Source organism: Chryseobacterium sp. T16E-39 (assembly GCF_002216065.1).
Classification (GTDB): Bacteria; Bacteroidota; Bacteroidia; order Flavobacteriales; family Weeksellaceae; genus Chryseobacterium.
The window spans coordinates 691,508-714,387 of sequence record NZ_CP022282.1; the positions used below are offsets into that span (position 1 = coordinate 691,508).

The following is a 22,880-nucleotide window of genomic DNA, read 5'->3' on the forward strand; positions in this document are numbered from 1 at the left end:
TACATCATTATTATCATCATCTCTGCTAAGACGGAATTGATTGATAATGACCTGTGTTAAAATCAAAAAATAATTAAAAACCGTCTGAGTAACAGACGGTTTTTTTGTTTCTAAATTCTTCCCGGAAATTTTTCAAAAATACTTTTTATTTACTCAGACCCAATAAATACAAAATGAGTAAATTAAAAATTGCCATCCAGAAAAGCGGCAGACTGTATGAAGATTCTTTGCAGCTTCTAAAAGATTGTGGGATTTTCGTCAATAATGGGAAAGACCAACTAAAAGTTTCGGTAGATAACTTTCCTTTTGAGATTATGTATCTCAGAAATTCTGATATCCCACAGTATCTTGAAGATGGGGTTGTAGATATCGCTATTGTTGGCGAAAACCTGTTGGTTGAAAAAGAAAAGCAGATTGAAATTGTTCAGAAACTTGGATTTTCAAAGTGTCGGGTTTCGCTGGCAGTCCCTAAAGAGATAGAAACTGATGAACTGAGTTATTTTCAGGGGAAGAAAATTGCCACTTCCTATCCTAATACACTGAAAAGATTCTTAGCTGAAAATGCTGTTTTGGCAGATATCCATGTAATCTCAGGGTCTGTAGAAATTGCGCCCAATATCGGATTGGCAGATGGGATCTGTGATATTGTGAGCTCTGGCAGTACTTTATTCAAAAATGGATTAAGGGAAACCATTACCTTGTTGACGTCTGAAGCCGTTCTGGCTAAAAATCTACAGCTGGATAGCGAAAAAGAAATTATTCTTGAGAAATTTTTATTCCGAATTAAAGCGGTATTAAAAGCTAAAAAATCCAAATATATCCTGATGAATGTTCCGAACGAGAAGATTGCAGACATTACGAATGTTCTTCCCGTTCTTAAAAGTCCTACCGTACTTCCTTTAGCAGAAGAGGGGTGGAGCAGTATTCATTCTGTAATCGCTGAAGAAAGATTCTGGGAGGTCATTGATGAGCTTAAGGATAACGGAGCCCAGGATATTTTAATAATTCCAATCGATAAAATGGTCATCTAATATGTTTGTACACAGATATCCTCAGAGAGAAACATGGGCAGAGCTTGTCAAGCGTCCCGTCCTAAAAAAAGAAGAAATTTCAGGAATAATTTCAGAGATCTTCAGGGAAGTTGAAGAAAACGGAGATAAAGCCTTGCTTGAGTTCACGAAAAAATTTGATTCTGCAGAACTGGACAATATTGAAGTTGTACAAAGTGAGATCGATCGGGCAATAATTTTGGTTACCGAAGAACTAAAAACAGCTATTCAGACAGCCAGGAATAATATTACTAAATTTCATGCTTCACAACAATCAGGAATTGAAAAGATTGAGACTACAAAAGGTGTCATCTGCTGGAGGGAAAACCGGGCTGTTGAAAAAGTAGGAATATATATTCCCGGAGGAACAGCTCCCTTGTTTTCTACAGTTCTGATGTTAGCGATTCCTGCCCAACTGGCCGGATGTAAAGAAATTATTTTATGTACACCTCCAGATAAAAATGGGAATGTAAATCCTGCTATTCTTTATGCTGCAATGCTTTGCGGAGTAACCAGAATATTTAAAACAGGAGGGGCACAGGCGGTCGCTGCAATGGCTATAGGTACAGAAAGCATCCCGAATGTATATAAAATCTTCGGTCCTGGAAACCAGTTTGTAGTTGCGGCGAAAGAATATGCACAAAACTATGGCGTTGCTATCGATATGCCCGCCGGGCCCAGTGAGGTTTTGGTTATCGCAGATCAGCAGGCAATTCCTTCTTTCTGTGCTGCAGATCTCCTTTCCCAGGCCGAACACGGAAGTGACAGTCAGGTGGTTTTTATTTCCACGGATTTGGAGGTTTTTAGTGATACTATGGAGGAAATAGACAATCAGCTTAAAAAACTTCCGAGAAATCAATTTGCTCAGGAATCATTGGATAACAGCCACTTTATTTTGCTCAATACTGTAGAGGATGCTATAGAATTTAGCAATGCATATGCTCCTGAACACCTTATTCTGGCAGTGGAAGATTTTACAAAATATATTCCTTCTGTTCAAAATGCGGGTTCGGTGTTTCTGGGGAATTATTCATGTGAGAGTGCCGGAGATTATGCAAGCGGAACCAACCACACGCTTCCCACCAATGGATATGCCCGAAACTACAGCGGAGTATCATTAGACAGCTTTGTTAAGAAAATCACTTTTCAGGAGCTTTCGGTAAAAGGATTACAAAATTTAGGAAAAACAATAGAATTAATGGCAGAGGCAGAAGGATTATTCGCTCATAAGAATGCCGTTTCAATACGATTAAAAAATAAAAGATAATGGAGCAATTAACAATTACACAGTTTGTACGAAAGAATATTTTGGAATTACAGCCTTATATCAGCTTTAGGGATCATAATGAATTTGAAGCGCCCGTTTTAATGGATGCTAATGAAAGTCCTTTTGGAACGTTTAACCGATATCCGGATTCTACCCAAAAAAAGCTTAAGAGAAAAATAGCTGATCTGAAAAATCTGTCTCCTGGCCAAATTGTTGTGGGAAATGGAAGCGACGAGCTTATTGATCTGATCATTAAAATCTTTTGTGAACCGAAAAAAGATGCGATAATGATGATGAATCCTTCTTTTGCCATGTATGCCTTTTATGCTGCCATCAATGAAAATAAAGTTATTAAGGTAGATCTTGATGAAAATTTTGAGATGGTAAAAGAAAATTTCTTAAAAATGTCTGAAGAGAACCAGCCTAAGATTTTTTTCCTTTGTTCGCCCAATAATCCTACAGGAAACAGTGTAGATGACATTGAATTTTACCTTCAGAATTTTAATGGAATTGTAGTGGTAGATGAAGCGTATATTGAATTTTCTGATAAGAAATCAAGCCTGGAGCTGCTCATAAAATATCCTAATCTTATTGTACTGCAAACCTTTTCTAAAGCCTGGGGGAAAGCAGGAGCAAGGGTAGGAATTGCTTGTGCAACGGAGGAGATCATCAAGCTGATTAATACAGTAAAAGCTCCTTACAATGTCAATTCTTTAAGCCAGGAGCTTATTATAAAGAGTATTGACCAACTGGATGAATTTCAAGAGAATGTAGAAAATATTTTAATTGAAAGAGATTGGCTGGAAAGTGAGCTTAGACAAATGGAATGTGTTTCTAAAATTTTCCCTACGGATGCTAACTTCTTTCTCGTTAAATTCAATAATGTGGATCAGGTATACCAAAAGTTGCTTGAAGAAGAAGTGCTTACGAATAAGAGATCTCCGGCAATTCCTGATTGTATAAGAATCAACATTGGAACAAGAGAAGAAAACAAAAGTTTAATTGCTGTTTTAAACAAATTAAAATCATGAAAAAAGTACTTTTTATAGACCGTGATGGAACTCTGATTATCGAACCACCCACTGATTTTCAGGTTGATTCTCTTGAAAAGCTGGAATTCTATCCTGGTATTTTCCAAAATCTTTCTAAAATTGTAAAAGAACTGGATTATGAATTGGTGATGGTAACCAATCAGGATGGATTAGGAACTGAAAGTTTTCCTTTTGAAGATTTCATCAAACCCCAGGAAAAAATGCTCAATGCATTTAAAAATGAGGGAATTATTTTCACTGATATTTTGATTGATAAAAGCTTTGAAAGTGAAAATTTACCCACCAGAAAACCTGGCGTAGGAATGCTTGGAAAATATATGTATGGAAATTATGATCTTGAAAATTCATATGTTATCGGAGACCGGATCACAGATATTCAGTTAGCGGAAAACTTAGGATCAAAAGCAATCTTCATCAATGAAAAAGCCAATGAAAGGGCTGAACTAATCACAAAAGACTGGTCAGAGATCTACCAGTTTTTAAAGAAAAAGCCAAGACGGGCAAAAGTGTCGAGAAAAACAAATGAAACAGATATTGAAATTGAGGTGAATCTTGATGGTAAAGGGAACTCTGAGATTTCAACAGGTCTCAATTTCTTTGATCACATGTTGGAACAAATCTCAAAGCACGGAAATTTAGATTTGAATATAAAGGTGAACGGAGATTTGCAGGTGGATGAACACCACACCATTGAAGATACTGCCATTGTTTTAGGTCAGGCTATTTTAAAAGCCTTAGGAAGCAAAAAGGGGATAGAAAGATATGGTTTTTTACTGCCGATGGATGATTGTTTGGCTCAGGTTGCCTTAGACTTTGGCGGAAGACCTTGGCTGGTTTGGGATGCTGATTTTAAAAGAGAAAGAATAGGGGATGTTCCAACTGAATTATTTTCACATTTTTTTAAATCATTTACGGATTCATCTCAATCCAATTTGAATATTAAAGTGGAAGGAAACAATGAGCACCACAAGATCGAATCTGTTTTCAAGGCTTTTGCAAAAGCTTTAAAAATGGCAGTGAACCAGACCGATCAGAGTTTTAATGTACCCTCAACTAAAGGAAGTTTATAAGATGGTTACTATTATAAAATACAATGGAGGAAATGTTCAATCCGTTCAGAATGCGCTTAGTAGATTAAACGTAGAATCTATTATTACAGATGATTTTGATCTCATTAAAAATGCAGAAAAAGTTATTTTTCCGGGGGTTGGTGAAGCATCTTCAACAATGAAGTTATTGAAAGAAAAAGGGCTGGATCAGTTTATTCCAACTTTAGAACAACCGGTATTGGGTATTTGTCTGGGAATGCAGCTGATGTGTAAGAATAATGAAGAAGGAGATACTGTGGGAATGGGAATTTTTGATATCAATGTTAAAAAGTTTCCATCGAGAGAAATAGTTCCTCATATGGGATGGAATACAGTTGCCGAGACACAATCACCTATTTTTTTAGATATTGAAAAAGAAAGCGATGTCTATTTTGTTCATAGCTATTATTGTGAATTATCAAAGTATACGACATCGATATGTGATTATATATTGCCATTTAGTGCGTCCTTGCAAAAGGATAATTTCTTCGCTACTCAGTTTCACCCTGAAAAATCAGGAAAGGCTGGAGAGCAGTTACTTCGAAACTTTTTAAACCTTTAATTATGAAGATTATTCCTGCTATTGATATTATTGATGGGAAATGCGTCCGTCTTTCAAAAGGAGATTATAACACCCAAAAGATATACAATGAAAATCCTCTGGAAGTTGCTAAAGAATTTGAGGATTTTGGAATTCAATTTCTACATGTAGTAGATCTGGATGGGGCTAAATCCAAACATATTGTCAATCAGAAAGTATTAGAATCCATTGCTACAGGAACTTCTTTGCATATTGATTTTGGAGGAGGATTGAAAACACCAGAAGATATTGAAATCGCTTTTAATGCGGGAGCCAGGCAAATAACAATAGGAAGCATTGCAGTTCAGGATCCGGATTTTTGTTATCGTCTGATTGAAAAATATGGTACTGAAAAGATTATTCTTGGTGCAGACTGTGAAAACAGGAAAATAAAAACTTCGGGATGGTTGGAAGAAAGTGATAAAGATGTTATTGATTTCATCCTTCAATATAGGAATAGAGGAATACAACAGGTAATCTGTACAGATATTTCCAAAGATGGAATGCTGGAAGGTCCTTCAACAGAATTATATAAAGATATCCTGGCAAATACTTCGGTTCAACTTGTTGCCAGTGGTGGAATTTCAGGAATTGAGGATGTGTATAAGATGAGAGAGATTGGTTGCGAAGGAACGATTATAGGAAAAGCCATTTATGAGGGGAAGATAGACTTAAGAGAACTTCAAAAATTTATTGAAAATGCTTAAAAAGAGAATTATTCCATGTTTGGATATTAAAGATGGAACAACGGTAAAGGGGGTTAATTTTGAAGGGTTGCGAAATGCCGGAGATCCCATAAGTCTGGCAAAAAAGTATGAGAAGGAGGGTGCGGACGAATTGGTTTTCCTTGATATTACAGCAACTATTGAACAAAGAAAAACCTTTGTGACGCTTGTGAAAGATATTGCTAAGGAACTGAGCATTCCCTTCACGGTAGGAGGTGGAATTTCATCTGTTGAAGACGTTAGAAAGTTGTTGGAAGCCGGAGCTGATAAGATCAGTATTAATTCTTCAGCGGTTAAAAATCCTCAGTTGATTTCAGATCTGGCTTATGAATTTGGAAGTCAGTGCATTGTAGTTGCTGTTGACACAAAATCTGTGAATAATGAAGACTGGGTACACATTAAAGGAGGAAGAGAAATTACAGGATTGAGAACCTTGGAATGGGCGAAGAGAGCTGAGTTGCTAGGAGCAGGGGAAATTTTACTGACATCTATGGATGGTGACGGAACAAAAAAAGGATTTGATCTCAGGATTACAAAAGCGGTATCTGAGGCCATTAATATTCCTGTGATTGCTTCAGGAGGAGCGGGAGCTATAGGGGACTTTGAAAGCGTATTTCAAAAAACAAAGGCAACAGGTGCATTAGCTGCAAGCGTATTTCATTTCGGAGAAATTCATATTCAGGATTTAAAACAGAATCTATTAATTAATAAAATTCAGGTAAGACAATGATTGATTTTAATAAAACAAATGGCTTGGTTCCTGTAATTATTCAGGATGACATCACCCTGCAGGTTCTGATGCTTGGGTATATGAATGAAGAGGCTTTTAATAAAACTAAAAATGAAGGCATCGTTACTTTTTTCAGCCGGTCTAAAAATAGATTATGGACAAAAGGAGAGGAGTCCGGTAACTTTTTAACGGTTAGAAATATCGATATTGATTGTGATCAGGATACCATTCTTATTAAAGTAATTCCTACAAATGTAGTGTGCCATACCGGAAGTTTCAGCTGTTTTGGAGAAAAAGACTCTAAAGGATTTATATATGAGCTGGAAGGAAAGATTTCTCAGAGGATCGATGAAAAAATAGAAGGATCTTATACCTATTCACTTTATCAGAAAGGAATCAATAAAGTGGCACAGAAAGTAGGAGAGGAAGCAGTAGAAGTCGTTATAGAAGCTAAAGATGATAATGCTGATTTATTTAAAAATGAGGCTGCTGATCTTTTATATCATTTCTTAATTCTTCTGAAGGCAAAAGGCTTTTCTTTTACAGAAATTGAGGAAATTTTAGAGATGAGAAATCAAAAATAGAATCCAGGCTTCTTAATTTCAATTATTAATGAATTGAACTGATAAAACAACAAAAGCTTTCTATTTCCAGAAAGCTTTTGCATTGATATATAGTATAAGTGATTATTCAATCATAATTTTTCTTACAACTGTATGTTCATCAGCTTTAAGGTTTCCTAAATAAACTCCTTTTGGTAAAGAAGAAACATTGATTCTTGTTTGATTTTCCTGTTTAAGTAAAGAACGGCCAAGCAGATCTGTAATTTCAAAACTGAAATTTTTCACAGAAGATGGTACTTCTAATGTAAGGATATCTTTTGCCGGATTAGGGTACATTTTTACAGATTCTAAAGCATTAATAGAGGTTTCCTTCGTATTTAAAACAATAGATGATGTTGTTGATGCCACTGCAAAATGCTGAAGGGCTCCAACGGTTGCTTTTCCTACATTGAAAATATATACCGGATCAGTGTTGGCAAAAGTATCATTTGCAGTATGTGGGTAATTACTTCTCTTGTATTCAAAATATCCTGTAATTACTTCTCCTTTTTGCTCGAAAGGGATATAGTCTGTGTCTTCTGCCGGATCAATACCTGTAAGAAGCGGGGAATACAGTGTCGTGCAGTTTACCAATTGCTGAGTAACAGCGGTGGATGCAGCATTATTACTGCTAAGACCTCCCTGATCTTCATCACAATAAATCCTATTATTGGTATTACCCATTTTACCCCCTACCTGGTCAAGATTGAAAACGAGTTTTATATCTAGCTTGCGAACTCCATTTTGATAAGCTACATTATTAGCATAATGGGAACTGCCTCTCAGTCCCTGTTCTTCTCCTGAAAAATGGATAAACTTTATTGAATATTCTGTAGGAACATTTTTAAGAATTCTGGCTGCTTCCAGAATAATGGATGTTCCGCTGCCATTATCATTGGTACCGGGACCAACTATACTATCGAAATGCCCACAAATAATAACAAATTTGTTAGGATATACTGTTCCTGTCTTTGTAATTACTAAATTTTTTGAGCTCGTACTTCCAAAAGTAAAAGGATCTTCTACGATCTGGCTTGCTGTATAGCCATATCCCAAATATTTATTCTTAATCCATGTGAGGGCATTGGCATTGTTGGTGGAGCCAGTTGTTTTTACTCCAAGATTCTGAAACTGTTGTAAGTTGGTAGTAATATTGGTTTGAGTAACCTGATTAGCTCTATCCTGATAAGCTTGAATAAACGATTGTGATTGTAATTGCTGGCTTAGAAAGCCACAAAGAAGAAAAGTAATTATATTTTTCATTAGTGGGTGATTTTTGTAAAAGTAATAATAAAATCACAATGAAAGAAGAAAAATTTTATGTTATAAATAAAAAATGCTCTTATATTCAGTAATAAAAGCATTTTTTAAGGCTATCTATGTTTATTTTTTAATATAAATTAAATTATTTTTCAATAACAACTTTTCTTACCGCAGTATGATCCTTGGTTTTTATAATGACTAAATAAGCCCCTTCTTTCAAACCTGAAACATTTATTTTTGTTTGGTTTTCTTTTTTAATCAGAACATTTCCAAGAAGATCTGTCAACTCAAAATTGAAATCCTTAGTGCCGTCTGGCAAATCAATAGTCAGGACATCTTTTGCGGGGTTAGGGAAAACCCTCACTGATTCTAATGATGCCTGTTCCTTAGTTTCTTTAGTATTTAAAACTAATTGAGCCGTTGTACTGGCAACAGCAAAATGTTGAAGTGCTCCTACTGCTGCTTTACCTACATTGAAAACATATACAGGATCTATATTGGCAAAAGTATCATTCACCGTATGTTCATTATTGCTTTTGATGTTTTCATAGAAACCAGTGATAATATCTCCGTTCTCTTCAAAAGGAATATAATCTGAAGCATAAGCGGTAGCCATTACTGTCTGAAGCGGTGAATACAAACTTGTACAGGTAGCCAGCTGTTGAGTAAAAGAGCTCGATGCAGCATTATTGGCGGAACTCCCGTTCACTCCCTTTTCGCATTTTATCTTATTGTTATTATTTCCCAACTTGCCACCTACCTGATCGAGATTGAAGACCAATCTTATATTGAGTTTACGAACTCCGTTTTGAAAAACTACATTATCAGCATAGTGATAGCTCCCATAAAGTCCCTGTTCTTCTCCAGAAAAATGAATGAATTTTATTGAATATTGAGTAGGGATATCTTTTAAAATTCTCGCAGCCTCTAATAAAATTGAAGTTCCACTTCCGTTATCACTTACCCCAGGGCCTGTTATAGTATCATAATGTCCGCAAATGATTACGTAAATATTGGGATATGTAGTACCTGTTTTTGTAATGATCAGGTTTTTGGAGCTCTTATTTCCAAATGTAAAAGGGTCTTCAACGATCTGGCTCGCTGTATAACCATATGAAAGGTATTTATTTTTGATCCACGTAAGGGTATTCGCATTATTAGTGGAGCCAGTTGTTTTTACCCCAAGGTTTTCAAATTGCTGTAAATTTGTTGTAATATTAGTTTGGGTAACCTGGTTGGCCCTGTTCTGATAGGCCTGAATAAATGATTGAGATTGTAATTGCTGGCTTAGCAGGCAAAAAAGTAGAAGATTAATTATATTTTTCATTGGTCGGTGATTTTTTGTAAAAGTAATAATAAAATCATAATGAAGTAATAATAATTTTATGATATGAATAAAAAATGCTTTTATTACATGTAATAAAAGCATTTTTTAAAATAAGAAGATTTATTTTTTAATATAGATTAAATCATTTATCAATTACAATTTTCCGTACAGCAGTGTGATCTGCTGTCTTTATAATAGCTAAGTAAGCACCCTCTGATAAAGAAGAAACATTAATTGTTTTCTTATTATCCTGCTTTATTAAGGTATGACCCAAAAGATCCGTTAATTCAAAATTGAAATTATTAATCGTATCGGGTAGATCAATGGTCAAAAGATCCTTCGCTGGGTTTGGATAAATTTTTACAGACTCGAGTGAATGCTGTGCTTCGGTTTCTTTAGTTCCCAAATTTAAAGAGGTGGCAACAGCAAAATGCTGAAGAGCTCCAACGGCTGCCTTACATACATTATAAACATATGTAGGATCTATATTAGCAAAAGTATCATTCACCGTATGTTCATTATTACTTTTTATATATTCATAGAATCCTGTGATAATATCTCCGTTTTCTTCAAAAGGAATGTAATCTGAAGAATAGGCTGTAGTAGTTGCTGTCTGAAGTGGCGAATACAGGCCTGTACAAGTAGCCAGCTGTTGGGTAAATGCACTGGAAGCAGCATTATTGGCAAAACTTCCGTTGACTCCTTTCTCACATTTTATCGTATTGTTATTATTTCCCAGCTTTCCGCCTACCTGATCAATATTAAATACCAATCTTACATTCATCTTTCGAATATCATTTTGAAATACCACATTGTCTGCATAATGATAACTTCCATACAGTCCCTGTTCTTCTCCGGAAAAATGGATAAATTTAATAGAATACTCAGTGGGAATATCTTTTAAAATTCTGGCAGCTTCCAGAAGAATTGAAGTTCCACTTCCGTTATCACTAACCCCAGGCCCCGTAATGGTATCATAGTGTCCACAAATAATCACATAGGTGTCTGGATAAACAGTTCCTGTTTTTGTAACGATAAGGTTCTTTGAGCTGGTATTTCCAAATGTAAAAGGATCTTCAACCATTTGGCTTGCGGTGTATCCATACGATGTGTATTGATCCTTAAGCCAGTTTAAAGCAGTGGTATTATTCACAGAACCTGTTGTTTTTACACCCATATTTTCAAACGTATGGAGATTTGCTGTGATATTGGTTTGCGAAACCTGAGATGCCCTGTTTTGATAAGCCTGAATGAAACTCTGTGCCTGTATGTTATAAGAGGCTATAGAGAGGAGAAGTAGAGTAGTTTTTTTTTTCACTTTGTAAAAGAATTACAGAATTATTATATTTTTAATAAAACAAATGTATATAATAAAAAAATCCTGAGCAAAAAACTCAGGATTTATATTGATAACAAAAAATTTTACATTATTTTACTTGATCTACAACTGCTTTGAAAGCTTCAGGGTGATTCATTGCTAAATCTGCTAAAACTTTTCTGTTAAGTTCGATCTCATTCTTTTTAAGAGCTCCCATAAATTGAGAGTAAGACATTCCATGTTCTCTAGTTCCCGCGTTGATACGAGTGATCCAAAGTGATCTGAAGTTTCTCTTTTTCTCTTTTCTTCCACGGTAAGCATATTGCATTGCTTTATCTACCGCGTTTTTAGCTACAGTCCAAACGTTCTTTCTTCTACCGAAAAAACCTTTAGCTTGCTTCATAATTTTCTTTCTGCGAGCTCTTGAAGCTACTGCATTTACTGATCTAGGCATAATTTAAATTGTTTTTTTGAAAAGGGCGGTAAACTGTTTCATTACACTTATTTGCTCCATTTCAGGGTTAAAAATTCTGAATTGTTTTAATTCCTATAAACCGAATATAGATTTATAAAAACTACTTAATTGCTAATTGACGTTGAACGCTTTTTACATCCACTTTAGCTACGTAAGAAGTAGTAGTAAGATTTCTCTTCTGCTTAGTTTCTTTCTTAGTTAAGATGTGGCTTTTGTAAGCGTTTTTTCTTTTGATCTTACCAGTACCAGTAAGAGCAAAACGTTTCTTAGCACCTGATTTCGTTTTTAATTTTGGCATTGTCTTGCTTTTTTATTATTTTGTTATCAATATCTGATTTGCTTTTATTCCTAAAGACACTTAAGAATAATAGTGTGCAAAGATACAAAAAATATCAATTCGAACTTTCAAAAATTGTGATTTTATCGTATTTTCAAAAAAACCGCTCCTGTAAAGAAGCGGTTATAATTCATTAAAGTGTTTACTAGATATCTTTATAAGTTATTTCTCTCCTTTCTTCATTATTTCCACCCAGAATAACTTTAACTCTAAAGCCATTACCTATTAAATAGCCAGTTCTTGAATAAAGCTGAAGTTTAATATGTGGATTGGACACGTTGCCTGTAACTGCACTGTCTGAATTCCAAAGAGCATCGTTGTTATTATAGATAACAAGATTTCCATCATTTTGTGCAATAAGTCTTGGAGTGCCTCCGCTTCTCACGGTATTAGATGCCCATAATACTCTGTAACTGCCTGGTGTTTCAGCATATAGAACGAGATTGCTATCTCCTTGCATTACAAGTCGGTAAATCACACCATTATTTTCTAAACTAATTGATTCACCAGCATTTAGTACCTGAGGATGATTAGTCGTTTCCGAAATAAACTTTAAAGTGGTAAGACCACCACCAGGAATTGATTTACTTGCATTTGTAGTTGTCTGCACTTTTCCATTTTCTACAGTTACATTGTCAAGGGTATCATCCTGACCACAAGATGCTAAAAGCATCGAAAGACTTACAAAAGTCAATAATTTTATCTTCATAACTTATTTTTGAGCTGCAAATATAAATATTTCCATATTAAGTCACAATTTAAAGACTTAATAAAATAAGTTAATCTCTTTATTAATCGCATTTTCAGTTGATTAAAATGACACTGTTAAGTGAATTTAATATTAAAACCCCAATTGTTAAAATTGGGGTTTTGTTATAGTATCTATTATATTATATAGGATTTAGGATTGAAAAAATGCAAGAAGATCTTTATTAATAGTTTCCGCTTCAGTCGTAGGCATACCATGAGGGAATCCAGGGTAGGTAATTAATTTACTGTTTTTGGCCAATTGAGCAGCCACCACACCCGTAATTTCATAAGGTACAATCTGATCATCCTCTCCATGCAATACCAATACAGGGACTTCTACACTTTTTAGGTCTTCCGTGAAATCAGTTTCAGAAAATGCTTTAATACAGTCATAATGCGCTTTAATTGATCCCATCATTCCTTGTCTCCACCAATTATCACGAATACCCTGAGAAACTTTTGCTCCCTCTCTGTTATATCCATAAAATGCTAATGAAAAATCTACAAAATACTGTTGTCTCTGCGTAGCAGTATTATGACGGATTTCATCAAAAATGGACATAGGAACTCCATTGGGGTTATTTTCTGTCTTCAGCATGATAGGAGTAACAGCACTAATTAAAACGGCCTTAGCAGCTCTGCCTTTACTGTGTTGAGCCACATATCTGATCACTTCACCACCGCCAGTAGAGTGGCCTACATGAATGACATCTTTTAAGTCAAGGGCAGTAACAATTTCTTCTACATCGGATGCATATGTATCCATATTATGTCCCTCAGCAGTTTGTGTAGATCTCCCATGTCCTCTTCTGTCATGAGCAATTACTCGGTATCCTTTTTCTAAAAAGAATAACATTTGTGCATCCCAGTCATCACTTGATAAAGGCCAGCCATGATGAAAGAATACAGGTTGTCCTTTTCCCCAGTCTTTGTAATAAATTTCTGTTCCGTCTTTTAATTGAATAGTGCTCATTGTTTTTGTTTTTTAATATGATTAATAATTGAACTATTGTCTGAAATAATAGATTATTTATCTATTATTTCCATGTCAAAGTTAAATTTAATAATAAATATGACTCTTAACATAGGATATTTTATTACAAAAATGAACATAAAAAAAACCTCAAATTTCTTTGAGGTTTATATTGATGAATTAAATACGAAATTTAATTAAATTATTTTGCTGGTTTTTTAGGACTCATCATCATAATCATCCTTTTACCTTCCAGTTTAGGAAGCTGATCTACTTTACCTACATGCTCAAGTTCCTGTGCAAGTTTCAAAAGTAAAATTTCTCCCTGATCTTTGAAGATAATTGAACGTCCTTTAAAAAATACGTAAGTTTTAAGTTTCGAACCTTCTTCAAGGAATTTCTCAGCGTGTTTCTTCTTAAACTCATAATCGTGGTCATCAGTCTGAGGTCCGAAACGGATCTCTTTTACAACTACTTTTATTTGTTTCGCCTTAAGTTCCTTTTGTTTTTTCTTTTGCTCGTATAGAAACTTCTTATAGTCTAATACTCTTGCAATAAAAGGTTCTGCTTTGTCTGAAATCACAACCAAGTCTAATTCCTGATCCTTGGCTATCTGCAAAGCCTTATCTAATGGGTAAACACCAGGCTCCAGATTGTCACCTACTAAACGAACCTCTCTGGCTCTGATTTTACCATTAATTTGATGCAAATCCTCCTGTACTGGACGACGCATTGGGCCTCTGTTGTTAAATCTTTGTGCTATTGTCTTAAATTTTATTGGTTAACTTTCTATTGGCAGCCTTCTTATATAGCTGCTTCTTTTTTAAAATAATTGACGAAATCCTCCATGTTCATTACGCCAAGATCTCCTTCTCCACGTCTTCTCACTGAAATAGTTCCATCTTTTTCTTCATTTTCTCCGATCACGATCATGAAAGGAATCTTCTTTAATTCTGCATCACGGATTTTTTTCCCGGTCTTCTCATTTCGGTCATCAATCAGACCGCTAATATCGTGATTTTCTAAAAATTGTGAAACTTTTTTTGCATAATCTACATATTTTTCACTAATCGGTAGAATTATATACTGATCAGGGCTTAGCCATAAAGGAAAATCTCCGGCAGTATTCTCTAATAAAATAGCGATAAAACGCTCCATAGAACCAAACGGTGCTCTGTGGATCATTACCGGTCTATGTTTCTCATTATCGTTTCCGATATAATGAAGATCGAATCTTTCCGGTAAATTATAATCTACCTGAATAGTACCTAACTGCCATTTTCTACCTAATGCATCCTTCACCATGAAATCCAGTTTAGGACCGTAGAATGCAGCTTCACCGTATTCTACAACTGTTTTCAATCCCTTTTTCTCTGCAGCATTGATAATTGCACTTTCTGCTTTCTCCCAATTCTCATCGGATCCGATATATTTTTCTTTGTTATCAGGATCTCTTAAAGAAACCTGAGTTACAAAATCTTCAAATCCTAAAGATTTAAATACATATAAAGTTAAGTCTATAACTTTTTCGAATTCTTCTAAAAGCTGATCCGGAGTACAGAACAGGTGAGCATCATCCTGAGTAAATCCACGAACTCTTGTTAAGCCGTGAAGTTCTCCACTTTGCTCATATCTGTAAACAGTTCCGAATTCTGCATATCTTTTTGGAAGATCTCTGTAGCTCCATTGTGATGTCTTGTAGATCTCACAGTGGTGTGGACAGTTCATCGGCTTTAATAAAAACTCTTCACCTTCATTTGGTGTTTTTATAGGCTGAAAGCTGTCTGCGCCATATTTATCCCAGTGTCCCGAAGTTACATACAATTCTTTTGAACCGATGTGAGGGGACATTACGAATTCATAACCTCCTTTTTTCTGAGCATCACTAAGAAAATTTTCTAACTTTCTTCTCAAAGCAGTCCCTTTTGGAAGCCATAATGGAAGGCCGGCACCTACTTTTTCAGAAAATGCAAAAATTCCTAATTCCTTTCCAAGTTTTCTGTGATCTCTTCTTTTTGCCTCTTCTAATCTTTCCAGATATTCAGTAAGTTCCTTTTGTTTTGGGAAAGAAATACCATATACTCTTGTTAACTGAGGATTTTTTTCATTTCCTCTCCAGTAAGCTCCAGCTGCGTTTAATATTTTTACAGCTTTTACAATTCCTGTATTTGGAATGTGTCCTCCACGACATAAGTCTGTGAAATTATCGTGAGTTACGAAAGTAATTTCTCCATCATTCAGATTAGAGATCAATTCTACTTTATATGGGTTGTCTGCGTACGTTTTTAAAGCCTCTTCTTTGGAAACAGGGTATAATGAGAACGTAGAGCCTTTTTTGGCGTTCTCTAAAACTTTCTTTTCAATCTTCTCAAAATCCTTTTCAGATAAACTTTCGCCTCCAAAATCTACATCATAATAAAACCCATTTTCTATGGCCGGGCCGATAGTAAGTTTAGCATCAGGATAAAATTCCAGGATTGCCTGCGCCAAAAGGTGTGCAGAAGAATGCCAAAAAGCTTTCTTTCCAAGATCATCATTCCAGGTCAATAGCTGTACTGTAGAATCCGTCGTTATAGGTGTGGTAATCTCTACTTGTTTGCCGTTAACAATTGCGGAAATGGTATTTCTAGCCAATCCTTCGCTTATAGATTTTGCCACATCTAGAGAAGTTACTTCTCCTTCGAATTCTTTGACACTATTGTCTGGAAGTGTAATTTTTATCATTGTTTACTATGAAATTTTAAGATGCAAAAATACGCATTTTTTATTTAAAATAGTATATTAACGTATATTTGAATAAAGAAATAATCCAAATTAATGAAAAACATATTGACGCTTTTTAGCATTTTATTTTTCATCCAATCATTTTCTCAAAAAAACACCTCGAAATTTCAGGTTACTTATAACAGGAATATAGAAACATATTTTCTTGCAGAAATCCTTTCGGCTGAGCATAGGAAGATAAATAAGGATTTTGAACTTTTTAAGATTAAAGAATGTTCAACCTATCAGCCCATTGTAAAAAGAGCATTAGCGGAGTATGGAAAATTAAATAATTCAAAAATTGCATTATTAACAGCGGAACTGAACGATAGATTGATTCAAAAATATGGTATCGGAAATGATGTGATGATGAAACCTCTTTTATATCACAGCGAATTTCCGTCAAATGAATGGATTAATGATTATACATTTACCAGCAGTACCTTAACATCAGAACAGGAAAAAGAGGTGACTGTCCTGATAAAGACCTATATGGCAGAATTGCGGCAATTTTATATCAGTGAAAATATTGGTTCCTTTTTTAGCCAAAACAAGAGTTTTTATGAAGGAGGGACAAAAGAATATTATGAACAGATTCCAGCCAATTTCACAGAAGCTATGGAACAATTTTATGGAGAACATTTCAGTAGCTATACTGTTCTTATTTCACCTATGATGATGTGGCCAATTGACGGTAATGAAGGCCGGGGGATAGGAACAGATATAATAAATCCATCAGGAAATAAAAGTATTTACGAAATTACCAGTCCTTTTGTAGAAGTAGAAGATCATTCAGGTTTTGGATATAACAATACATTTCAGGCTCAGTTTCTTACGGTACATGAATTTGGACATTCTTTCGTAAATAAAGAAGTGTATAAACAAAAGGATAAGCTGGGAAAATTTAAAGAGCTATTTGAAAAATCAAAATTAAAGGAAATTATGATTAAGACAGGGGGATATGGTGATTATCAAACCTGTGTTGCGGAACATCTTGTCAGATTGGGTGAAATTCAAACGACGAAAATTCAAAAAGATTTTACAAGAGCAAAAAGACTGGAGGATTATCATCTTAAAAATAACTTTATTTTTCTCCCACAACTGGAAAAAAAGATATCTGAGTATAATTTGAACAGAGCAAAATATAAAACATTCGGAGATTTTGTTCCTCAACTTTTAGAGGTCTTTGAAAACAGTAATATCGAATTCATTAATCATGAATTAAGTGAAACCAAAAAAGACTAAAAATATAAATTCAATTTTTATGAATAGATTCAATATCGATTTACATTGTGATCTACTATATTATTTATTGCGGCCTGATGCAAGGGCTGACGATAAACAATTAGGTTGTTCGTTGCCCTATTTAAAAGAAGGAAACGTAAAGCTCCAGACTATGGCTATCTATACTGCTACCGGCAAAAACAGTATAAGTGAAGGTCTAAAACAAAGTGAGTTATTTAAAGGATTATTAAATAGCGATGATTTTTTTCTGTTTGATGTAGAGGATAGAGTAGCAATGGATGATCCGAACAGAGTAGGAATACTTGCTTCTATAGAAAATGCTTCATCATTCTGTGAAGAGGATACCCATCTGGATGTTGGCTTTAAAAATCTGGAAACGATTATTGAGAATGTTGAGAAAGTCTTTTATATAGGAATTACACATCATACTGAAAATCGATTTGGAGGAGGAAACAATTCTGAAGCAGGATTGAAAGAAGATGGAAAAGTTTTAATCGATTATATTTCAGATAAAAAAATTGCCATTGACTTCTCGCACACCAGTGATCAGTTAGCTTACGGGATTCTTAATTATATAGATCAAAAAAGTTATACCATTCCTATTCTGGCAAGTCATTCCAATTATCGGAATATTTATGAAAAAAACAGAAACCTTCCTGATGAGTTAGCAAAGGAAATTATTAAAAGAAAAGGTTTGATAGGACTTAACTTTATAAGGAATTGTGTTGATGAAAAAAATCCCGAAAAACTTTTCGAGCATATCCAATATGGACTGGATTTAGGGGCAGAAGATGCTGTTGCGTACGGTGCTGATTTTTATTATTGTAAAGATTACCCTGATAAATCACGTTTGCCCATTTTCTTTGAAGGATATGATGATGCATCAGCGTTTAATTCCATTAACGATAGGTTTGAAAAAGATTTTTCTAAGGAGATTATGGAGAAGATCAGCCATAAAAATGCGTTGAATTTTATAAAAAGATTATAAAATAACAGGATAATAGGATAGTAGGAAGGTGGCTTCGAGAGCCTCAGCCACCTTCCTATCATTATTTCAATCTCTTATACTTTACTTTTTTCTTTATAATTTCAATAACATCCACATGTTGAACCTTCGATTGTATCCAACCGTGGATATCTATATAAAATAAGGATCTTCTGTAATATTCATTGGTTTCATATTGCTCAAGTTTTTCGTCAAACGTTTCAAAAGCTTTTTGCCTTTCATCCAAAACCAGATTGTTGAGATTTTTAAAGAATTCAATGCTTTCAAAGTGGAATTCCTCTGGCTTTTTCATTTTTAATGCAAACTTGAGAGTTGCTTTTATAAATTCGTCATAATCTTCATCATCGCCGGATTCGTGCTTTGACATCAGAATAAGAATTCTTGTATGAAACAAAAGATCTTCCTGTACATTCCCTTTAGATTCAATAATCTTCATAGAGTAGTACATGGATTCCTTGTATTTCTTACTTCCAAAAAGCATTGCTGCCATCTTAAGATACAGGATCATAAAATGGTGTTCATCAATTTTGTCCCGTAGCTTATCCATCTTCATTTCTATTTCGGGAATAAGCTTTGTTCCACTGAAAAACTCTCCTTTTACAAAATGGATATTCATTAAAGTATTAGAATAAGTAAGGAAGGTAAGTGCCTGTAAATTTTCATTTTGAGCAAAACTTGGTGAATAAACAGTTTTACTGAAATTTTCGAATTGCTTTTCTAAAATATCAATATTACCATACAGGAAAAGAATCTTTAATAAATAAGTATTTCCTTTGATATACCATACAGGATGACTAAAGATCATCTCCGGTTTCTGGTGAAATAATTCGACCCATTGATAAGCATATTTTAAGGTATATTTATAATCCTGTAACAACTGATTTTTCCAGACATGGGCTTTATAATACCATAATTTTTCTGTGAAATTAAGTTTTGAGGGTTGTATATTTTTAATCTGAGAATTGAAAATTTCCAAAACTTCCTGTCGATCCGTATCATTTTTTACATATCCATGGGTTAGCATTTCACTGTATAGCTTTAATGATAGATTTGAAAGGACTGTCGTATACTGATTTTGTGTGCTGATCGCTTTGGACTCCCTAATAAGTTCTTCAGCTCTGCCATCTATACTCCGGGTTATAAACTGTGACTCGATTACTTTTTCAAGGTCTATGATCTCGGAGGCAATACTCTTTTCATCCAATTCCAATGCTGACTGTTTTGTTTTGTCGAGTATTTTCAGGGCCTGTTTATACAATCCTTTCTGGTAAAGGATATTGGCAAAATCCAACTGCTCACGAAGTTGGATTCTATAATTTTGATGACTTGGGTTCATCCGGAGACTTACCAAAATCTGTTTATAAAGATGTGCTTTCAGATTCGAAAGCTGTTGCTTCGTGGAAATTTTTTTCTCTATGATAACAGACTCATTATATTCACTCATTTTGTCAAGCTCTGAAAAAAGCAAGAGAAATTTAGCATCAACATTAATTCCCAGTCGATTGACATACAGCTTAAACTGTCGCTTTTCGGAAGTGGTTAATGATTTAATGAGTACAAATAAGAAGTCTTTCTGCAATTCAGCCATTGTAAAATTTAGTCATTTAAATATTTGATTTTCATTGTATTATATTCGTTTTTTTATTATTTGAATATTGTAATTTTCATTAAAGCTGGAAATATAAAAAATATGCAAGTCTTAGTTTTGGATCAAAATTAAGTAAAAACTTCATTATGAATTCCGAAAAAATTGAAATTTTTGATACCACTTTGCGAGATGGGGAACAGGTTCCGGGATGTAAGCTGAATACAGAACAAAAATTAATTATCGCCGAAAGGCTTGATAAGCTAGGGATTGATGTAATTGAAGCCGGATTTCCTGTATCAAGTCCTGGGGATTTCCATTCTGTTTCTGAAATTTCGAAGCTCGTGAGAAATGCAAAGGTTTGCGGACTAACCAGAGCGAATAGAAAAGATATAGAAATAGCAGCTGAAGCATTACAGTATGCAAGAAGACCTAGAATTCATACAGGAATAGGAACTTCTGATTCTCATATTAAATATAAGTTCAATTCTACCAGAGAAGATATTATAGAACGAGCTGCCGATGCTGTAAAATATGCAAAACGTTATGTTGAAGATGTAGAGTTCTATGCAGAAGATGCCGGAAGAACCGATAATGAGTTTCTTGCCCGGGTTTGCGAAGCGGTTATTAAAGCAGGAGCTACTGTTTTAAATATTCCTGATACAACGGGTTATTGCCTGCCAGAAGAATATGGACAGAAAATTAAGTATCTGAAAGAAAATGTCAAGGGAATTGATAAAGCTATTTTATCATGTCACTGTCATAATGATCTAGGATTGGCCACAGCCAATTCTATTGCGGGAGTTATGAATGGAGCGAGACAAATTGAATGTACCATCAACGGACTTGGAGAAAGGGCTGGAAATACAGCATTGGAGGAAGTGGTAATGATTTTAAAACAACATAAAGATTTAAATCTGTACACGGATGTTAATTCAAAGATGCTGAATACAATGAGTTCTTTAGTATCAGACCTGATGGGAATGCCGGTGCAGCCTAACAAAGCAATTATTGGAGCTAATGCTTTCGCGCACAGCTCTGGAATTCATCAGGACGGGGTTATTAAAAACAGGGAAACCTATGAGATTATGAACCCTGAGGATGTCGGGGTCAATGAATCGTCCATCATCCTTACAGCACGAAGCGGTAGATCAGCTCTTGCTTATCGTTTCAAACACATTGGTTTTGATGTTACTAAAAATGAGTTAGATTTTTTATACGGAGAGTTTTTAAAAGTGGCAGATCTTAAAAAAGAAGTAAATAATGAGGATCTTAATCTGATGATGACAACGTTAACGAGAAAGATCAGTTAAGGAACTTATTATTTTCAAATCAAATCAAACTAAAATGGACAATAATAAAAAAACGCTTTTTGATAAGGTCTGGGATGCTCATGTTGTTGAAACTATTCCTGATGGACCACAAATTATTTATATAGATAAACATCTTATTCATGAGGTAACAAGCCCACAGGCTTTCGCAGAACTGGAATCCAGGAATCTTGAAATATTCAGACCTGAACAGATTGTTGCTACGGCAGATCATAATGTTCCAACATTGAGTCAGGAATTACCCATTCGTGATGAATCATCTAGAAATCAGGTAGAACAGCTAACAGAAAACTGTAAGAAAAATAATATTGAATTGTATGGATTAGGTCATCAATATCAGGGGATCGTTCATATTATTGCTCCTGAACTGGGAGTGACCCAACCCGGGATGAGTATTGTTTGTGGGGATAGCCATACTTCCACTCATGGTGCTTTTGGAACAATTGCTTTTGGAATAGGAACCAGCCAGGTTGCGCAGGTTTTTGCCAGCCAATGTTTATTACTCAACAAACCAAAGTCAATGCGGATAACCGTAAGTGGAAAACTTCACAATCATGTTCAACCCAAGGATGTTATTCTCTTTATTATTTCTAAAGTGGGAACCAATGGGGGAACCGGATATTTCTGCGAATATGCTGGAAATGTTTTTGAGGAAATGTCCATGGAAGGAAGAATGACGGTTTGTAATATGAGTATTGAAATGGGAGCCAGGGGAGGAATGATCGCTCCCGATGAAACAACTTTTGAGTATGTGAAAGGAAAACCTTTTGCTCCGAAAGGAGAGGAATGGGAAGAGAAATTAGCTTATTGGAAGACCTTAAAGACCGAGGAGGATGCTGTTTTTGATGCTGAATTTACGTTTGATGCTTCAGAAATAAAACCGATGATCACCTATGGAACCAATCCCGGAATGGGTATTCCACTGGATGATGTGATTCCTGTTCCGCAAAGTGAATCTGAAGAAAAAGCGTTGCAGTATATGGGGCTAAAAGCAGGACAGTCTCCTTCGGATATCAAAGTGAATTATGTATTCATAGGAAGCTGTACCAATGCCAGAATCGAAGATTTTCGTTCGGCAGCGCAATATATTAAGGGAAAAAATAAGTCTCAGAATGTTGTAGCATTAATTGTCCCGGGATCTCAGCTTGTCGTTAAACAAATCTATGAAGAAGGCCTTGACAAGATATTTAACGATGCCGGTTTTCAAATCAGACAACCAGGATGTTCAGCCTGTCTTGCTATGAATGACGATAAGATCCCTGATGGAGAATATTGTGTATCCACATCAAACAGAAATTTTGAAGGGAGACAGGGCCAGGGCGCAAGGACTATTTTAGCAAGTCCTCTTACCGCAGCTAAAGTGGCTATAGAAGGAAGAATTACGGTCTTTGAAAATTTAAATTGAAATAAAAAA

22 protein-coding genes are annotated in these 22,880 nt (G+C 35.0%); 12 read left to right on the plus strand and 10 right to left on the minus strand.

Annotation, left to right across the window (positions count from 1 at the left end):
- Positions 1-173 precede the first annotated feature (173 nt).
- Genes hisG through hisIE form a run of 8 tightly spaced genes read left to right on the plus strand, consistent with a single transcriptional unit; the run spans position 174 to position 7,075 of the window.
- The gene (gene hisG, locus CEY12_RS02890) at positions 174-1,031 is read left to right on the plus strand and encodes an ATP phosphoribosyltransferase (protein ID WP_089026260.1); all 858 of its coding nucleotides are present in this window, start codon (positions 174-176) and stop codon (positions 1,029-1,031) included.
- Position 1,032: 1 nt separating this feature from the next.
- Positions 1,033-2,316 (plus strand): histidinol dehydrogenase, encoded by a 1,284-nt coding sequence (gene hisD / locus CEY12_RS02895; RefSeq protein WP_089026261.1) that lies wholly within the window; start codon positions 1,033-1,035, stop codon positions 2,314-2,316.
- Positions 2,316-3,347, plus strand: coding sequence for a histidinol-phosphate transaminase (gene hisC / locus CEY12_RS02900; protein ID WP_089026262.1), 1,032 nt, complete (start codon positions 2,316-2,318; stop codon positions 3,345-3,347). The genes hisD and hisC overlap by 1 nt, the downstream gene beginning before the upstream one ends.
- Positions 3,344-4,438: a bifunctional histidinol-phosphatase/imidazoleglycerol-phosphate dehydratase HisB gene (gene hisB, locus CEY12_RS02905; RefSeq protein WP_089026263.1), complete on the plus strand. Its 1,095-nt coding sequence runs from the start codon at positions 3,344-3,346 to the stop codon at positions 4,436-4,438. The genes hisC and hisB overlap by 4 nt, the downstream gene beginning before the upstream one ends.
- 1 nt (position 4,439) lies before the next feature.
- On the plus strand, positions 4,440-5,018 hold the full coding sequence (gene hisH, locus CEY12_RS02910; protein WP_089026264.1) for an imidazole glycerol phosphate synthase subunit HisH: 579 nt from the start codon (positions 4,440-4,442) through the stop codon (positions 5,016-5,018).
- A gap of 2 nt (positions 5,019-5,020) precedes the next feature.
- Positions 5,021-5,743: a 1-(5-phosphoribosyl)-5-[(5-phosphoribosylamino)methylideneamino]imidazole-4-carboxamide isomerase gene (hisA, locus tag CEY12_RS02915; protein ID WP_089026265.1), complete on the plus strand. Its 723-nt coding sequence runs from the start codon at positions 5,021-5,023 to the stop codon at positions 5,741-5,743.
- The gene (hisF, locus tag CEY12_RS02920) at positions 5,736-6,491 is read left to right on the plus strand and encodes an imidazole glycerol phosphate synthase subunit HisF (RefSeq protein WP_089026266.1); all 756 of its coding nucleotides are present in this window, start codon (positions 5,736-5,738) and stop codon (positions 6,489-6,491) included. Before hisA ends, hisF begins: the two co-directional genes overlap by 8 nt.
- Complete coding sequence (gene hisIE / locus CEY12_RS02925; protein WP_089026267.1) at positions 6,488-7,075, plus strand: bifunctional phosphoribosyl-AMP cyclohydrolase/phosphoribosyl-ATP diphosphatase HisIE; 588 nt, start codon at positions 6,488-6,490, stop codon at positions 7,073-7,075. The genes hisF and hisIE overlap by 4 nt, the downstream gene beginning before the upstream one ends.
- A 102-nt stretch (positions 7,076-7,177) precedes the next feature.
- Here the strand turns inward: hisIE and CEY12_RS02930 are convergent, their stop codons facing one another.
- The 9 genes from CEY12_RS02930 to thrS form a co-directional block, all read right to left on the minus strand.
- Positions 7,178-8,356, minus strand: coding sequence for a M28 family peptidase (locus CEY12_RS02930; RefSeq protein WP_089026268.1), 1,179 nt, complete (start codon positions 8,354-8,356; stop codon positions 7,178-7,180).
- A gap of 142 nt (positions 8,357-8,498) precedes the next feature.
- Complete coding sequence (locus tag CEY12_RS02935) at positions 8,499-9,683, minus strand: M28 family peptidase (protein WP_089029764.1); 1,185 nt, start codon at positions 9,681-9,683, stop codon at positions 8,499-8,501.
- A 142-nt stretch (positions 9,684-9,825) separates the two neighbouring features.
- A complete protein-coding gene (locus CEY12_RS02940; protein ID WP_089026269.1) occupies positions 9,826-11,001 on the minus strand; it encodes a M28 family peptidase in 1,176 nt (391 codons plus the stop codon).
- Positions 11,002-11,110: 109 nt separating this feature from the next.
- Positions 11,111-11,455 (minus strand): 50S ribosomal protein L20, encoded by a 345-nt coding sequence (gene rplT / locus CEY12_RS02945; RefSeq protein WP_089026270.1) that lies wholly within the window; start codon positions 11,453-11,455, stop codon positions 11,111-11,113.
- A 121-nt stretch (positions 11,456-11,576) separates the two neighbouring features.
- A complete protein-coding gene (rpmI, locus tag CEY12_RS02950) occupies positions 11,577-11,774 on the minus strand; it encodes a 50S ribosomal protein L35 (protein WP_089026271.1) in 198 nt (65 codons plus the stop codon).
- Positions 11,775-11,958: 184 nt separating this feature from the next.
- Complete coding sequence (locus CEY12_RS02955) at positions 11,959-12,522, minus strand: hypothetical protein (protein WP_089026272.1); 564 nt, start codon at positions 12,520-12,522, stop codon at positions 11,959-11,961.
- Between the two features lie 192 nt (positions 12,523-12,714).
- Complete coding sequence (locus CEY12_RS02960; RefSeq protein WP_089026273.1) at positions 12,715-13,536, minus strand: alpha/beta fold hydrolase; 822 nt, start codon at positions 13,534-13,536, stop codon at positions 12,715-12,717.
- Between the two features lie 202 nt (positions 13,537-13,738).
- On the minus strand, positions 13,739-14,269 hold the full coding sequence (gene infC / locus CEY12_RS02965) for a translation initiation factor IF-3 (RefSeq protein ID WP_089026274.1): 531 nt from the start codon (positions 14,267-14,269) through the stop codon (positions 13,739-13,741).
- A 71-nt stretch (positions 14,270-14,340) separates the two neighbouring features.
- A complete protein-coding gene (thrS, locus tag CEY12_RS02970; protein WP_089026275.1) occupies positions 14,341-16,260 on the minus strand; it encodes a threonine--tRNA ligase in 1,920 nt (639 codons plus the stop codon).
- A gap of 93 nt (positions 16,261-16,353) precedes the next feature.
- On the opposite strand from thrS, the gene CEY12_RS02975 reads away from it, so the two are divergent.
- Positions 16,354-17,544 carry a DUF4932 domain-containing protein gene (locus tag CEY12_RS02975; protein WP_089026276.1) on the plus strand — a complete coding sequence of 397 codons (1,191 nt, stop codon included), beginning with the start codon at positions 16,354-16,356 and terminating at the stop codon, positions 17,542-17,544.
- A gap of 19 nt (positions 17,545-17,563) precedes the next feature.
- Positions 17,564-18,532: a dipeptidase gene (locus CEY12_RS02980; protein ID WP_089029765.1), complete on the plus strand. Its 969-nt coding sequence runs from the start codon at positions 17,564-17,566 to the stop codon at positions 18,530-18,532.
- A 61-nt stretch (positions 18,533-18,593) separates the two neighbouring features.
- Here the strand turns inward: CEY12_RS02980 and CEY12_RS02985 are convergent, their stop codons facing one another.
- The gene (locus tag CEY12_RS02985) at positions 18,594-20,138 is read right to left on the minus strand and encodes a hypothetical protein (RefSeq protein ID WP_089026277.1); all 1,545 of its coding nucleotides are present in this window, start codon (positions 20,136-20,138) and stop codon (positions 18,594-18,596) included.
- Positions 20,139-20,284: 146 nt separating this feature from the next.
- On the opposite strand from CEY12_RS02985, the gene CEY12_RS02990 reads away from it, so the two are divergent.
- Together CEY12_RS02990 and leuC are read left to right on the plus strand one after the other, a co-directional pair.
- Positions 20,285-21,448, plus strand: a complete 1,164-nt coding sequence (locus CEY12_RS02990) for a 2-isopropylmalate synthase (protein ID WP_089026278.1) — start codon at positions 20,285-20,287, stop codon at positions 21,446-21,448.
- A 34-nt stretch (positions 21,449-21,482) separates the two neighbouring features.
- Positions 21,483-22,871: a 3-isopropylmalate dehydratase large subunit gene (leuC, locus tag CEY12_RS02995; RefSeq protein ID WP_089026279.1), complete on the plus strand. Its 1,389-nt coding sequence runs from the start codon at positions 21,483-21,485 to the stop codon at positions 22,869-22,871.
- Positions 22,872-22,880 lie beyond the last annotated feature (9 nt).

Bases quoted from the DNA above. Each gene is read 5' to 3' on its own strand.
- hisG (WP_089026260.1), top strand. From the start codon at position 174: ATGAGTAAATTAAAAATTGCCATCCAGAAAAGCGGCAGACTGTATGAA.
- hisD (WP_089026261.1), top strand. From the start codon at position 1,033: ATGTTTGTACACAGATATCCTCAGAGAGAAACATGGGCAGAGCTTGTC.
- hisC (WP_089026262.1), top strand. From the start codon at position 2,316: ATGGAGCAATTAACAATTACACAGTTTGTACGAAAGAATATTTTGGAA.
- hisB (WP_089026263.1), top strand. From the start codon at position 3,344: ATGAAAAAAGTACTTTTTATAGACCGTGATGGAACTCTGATTATCGAA.
- hisH (WP_089026264.1), top strand. From the start codon at position 4,440: ATGGTTACTATTATAAAATACAATGGAGGAAATGTTCAATCCGTTCAG.
- hisA (WP_089026265.1), top strand. From the start codon at position 5,021: ATGAAGATTATTCCTGCTATTGATATTATTGATGGGAAATGCGTCCGT.
- hisF (WP_089026266.1), top strand. From the start codon at position 5,736: ATGCTTAAAAAGAGAATTATTCCATGTTTGGATATTAAAGATGGAACA.
- hisIE (WP_089026267.1), top strand. From the start codon at position 6,488: ATGATTGATTTTAATAAAACAAATGGCTTGGTTCCTGTAATTATTCAG.
- CEY12_RS02930 (WP_089026268.1), bottom strand. From the start codon at position 8,356: ATGAAAAATATAATTACTTTTCTTCTTTGTGGCTTTCTAAGCCAGCAA.
- CEY12_RS02935 (WP_089029764.1), bottom strand. From the start codon at position 9,683: ATGAAAAATATAATTAATCTTCTACTTTTTTGCCTGCTAAGCCAGCAA.
- rplT (WP_089026270.1), bottom strand. From the start codon at position 11,455: ATGCCTAGATCAGTAAATGCAGTAGCTTCAAGAGCTCGCAGAAAGAAA.
- rpmI (WP_089026271.1), bottom strand. From the start codon at position 11,774: ATGCCAAAATTAAAAACGAAATCAGGTGCTAAGAAACGTTTTGCTCTT.
- CEY12_RS02955 (WP_089026272.1), bottom strand. From the start codon at position 12,522: ATGAAGATAAAATTATTGACTTTTGTAAGTCTTTCGATGCTTTTAGCA.
- CEY12_RS02960 (WP_089026273.1), bottom strand. From the start codon at position 13,536: ATGAGCACTATTCAATTAAAAGACGGAACAGAAATTTATTACAAAGAC.
- infC (WP_089026274.1), bottom strand. From the start codon at position 14,269: ATGCGTCGTCCAGTACAGGAGGATTTGCATCAAATTAATGGTAAAATC.
- thrS (WP_089026275.1), bottom strand. From the start codon at position 16,260: ATGATAAAAATTACACTTCCAGACAATAGTGTCAAAGAATTCGAAGGA.
- CEY12_RS02975 (WP_089026276.1), top strand. From the start codon at position 16,354: ATGAAAAACATATTGACGCTTTTTAGCATTTTATTTTTCATCCAATCA.
- CEY12_RS02980 (WP_089029765.1), top strand. From the start codon at position 17,564: ATGAATAGATTCAATATCGATTTACATTGTGATCTACTATATTATTTA.
- CEY12_RS02985 (WP_089026277.1), bottom strand. From the start codon at position 20,138: ATGGCTGAATTGCAGAAAGACTTCTTATTTGTACTCATTAAATCATTA.
- CEY12_RS02990 (WP_089026278.1), top strand. From the start codon at position 20,285: ATGAATTCCGAAAAAATTGAAATTTTTGATACCACTTTGCGAGATGGG.
- leuC (WP_089026279.1), top strand. From the start codon at position 21,483: ATGGACAATAATAAAAAAACGCTTTTTGATAAGGTCTGGGATGCTCAT.